Consider the following 1,729-nt stretch of genomic DNA (forward strand, 5'->3'; position numbering starts at 1 on the left):
CCCCGCAGATGCTCGCCCTACTCGCCGAGGTCTACGGCACCAGCATCGACAACCTCCTCGACCTCGACGACCGCGAACACATGCCCCCCGCCGACACGCTCCTGATCAACAGCACCCGGCGGGCGGATCAGTCGGGATCGGCCAAGATAGACGTTCCGGTGGCACCGGCCGTGCGCAAAGCGCTCACGAGGATGCCTCGACGTCCCGATGGTGGGGCTCCCACGCGTGGCGTACGGCCAGGCACGGAAGGGGGCGGGTATCGCTTCAGCCTTCCCAGCAGCGCGTCCCTCGATGTCGGAGGTGGGATCATCGATGGTGTGAACGGGTTCGGCCGCCGCAGGTTCAACATCCTCGCCGGGTCGGCCGTCGTGGCCGGATCGGTCGGGACGGGCCGTGCCGGCGTTGTCGACCCGGCGCTTGCTTCTTATTTTTCGGACCAGCTGGACGGGCATCTGCACGCCGATATGGGGTTCGGCTCGCAGGCGATCCTCGGCGCGGTCACCTCACAGTGCGAGATCATCGTGCATCTGGTGGACGCCGCGGACAGTCCGGCGCGTCAGCGGCTGGCGAAGGTCGGGTCCTCGTTCTACGCGTTCGCGGCCTGGCTCTGGTTGGACGCGGGCGATCCCGTGGCCGCGCTGCGCTGCCACGACCAAGCCCTCGATCTTGCCCATCGCTCGGGAGAGCGGGATGCCGTCGCCTGCGCTCTGGTGGACCGGGCGATGGCGTTCACCGATGCTGGGCGCGCGAAGGCCGTGGTCGACTTGTGCCAGGCAGCTCTTCTCGACGCGCGGAGCCTGACCCCGGAAGTACAGGTGTTCGCGTTGCAGCAGCAGGCGCACGGCGCGTCGCTGCTCGGCGACCGCCGTCAGGTCGACGTGCTCCTTGACCGAGCCGCTCGGCTGCTGGATCGCGTCGACGTTGAGGTGTGGGGGACGGCGTGTCGGCGCACCCACGGCTACGTCGAAGTGCAGCGCGCGACCTGCTACGGGCGGCTCGGTCTTGCCTATGAGGCCGACCGTGTGTGGCAGCAGATCATCCCTGTCGCGCCGGCCACGGCGCGTCGGGATGTCGGGGTCTGGTCGGCCCGCCACGCGACCGCCGTGGCGATGCTGGGGGAACCGGACCGCGCGGTGGAGCTCGCCCGCCGCGCTGCGGACATCGCGGTGGAGACGGGTTCGGCGCGGGCCCGGCGGGAACTGGCCGTGGTCGCGGAGGCGATGGCGCCGTGGCGCGCCGATCCGGTCGGCGAGGAGTTGACGGCGGTTCTGGCGCCGGTCATCAACGAGGAGGTCGGGAGAGATCATGGCTGAGGCTCTGTCGCACGACCAGATCAAGGCACGGCTCGCCGAGCTGGCGGGGTGGTCGACGGACGGCCGGCGGATTGAACGCACCTATTCCATTCCCCACATTCAGGGCGCCGCGTTCATCGTGCATATCGCCGCTATCCAGAATGATCTTGGTCATCACTCGGACGCGACCCTCGGATACAAGACCGTGCACATCTCGATCAGCTCCAGCGACCTCGGCGGCTACGTCGCCGAACACGACATCGAACTCGCCCGGCGCATCCAGGCGGTCGCGCCGACGCACGGAGCCGAATACTAATGAGAAAACGGGCTACTGGAATTAGACGTTGATATATTCGAGATCTGGATCATTGAAGAAATCGCAGATGATTTCCGGTGCCGCCCGTAGTCGATCAAAAGCCTTCTGGATTCCTTGCCTG

Annotated in this window: 2 protein-coding genes; both read left to right on the forward strand. The window is 67.3% G+C overall.

Annotation, left to right across the window (positions count from 1 at the left end):
* A partial coding sequence (locus NBZ83_RS31960) for an NsdA family TPR-like regulatory protein (RefSeq protein WP_261576489.1) occupies window positions 1-1,313 on the forward strand: 1,313 nt, incomplete at its 5' end.
* The gene (locus tag NBZ83_RS31965; protein WP_261576490.1) at window positions 1,306-1,608 is read left to right on the forward strand and encodes a 4a-hydroxytetrahydrobiopterin dehydratase; all 303 of its coding nucleotides are present in this window, start codon (window positions 1,306-1,308) and stop codon (window positions 1,606-1,608) included. The genes NBZ83_RS31960 and NBZ83_RS31965, both read left to right, overlap by 8 nt.
* Window positions 1,609-1,729 lie beyond the last annotated feature (121 nt).

Origin of the sequence: Frankia gtarii, from assembly GCF_025403375.1 — a bacterium.
GTDB lineage: Bacteria > Actinomycetota > Actinomycetes > Frankiales > Frankiaceae > Frankia > Frankia gtarii.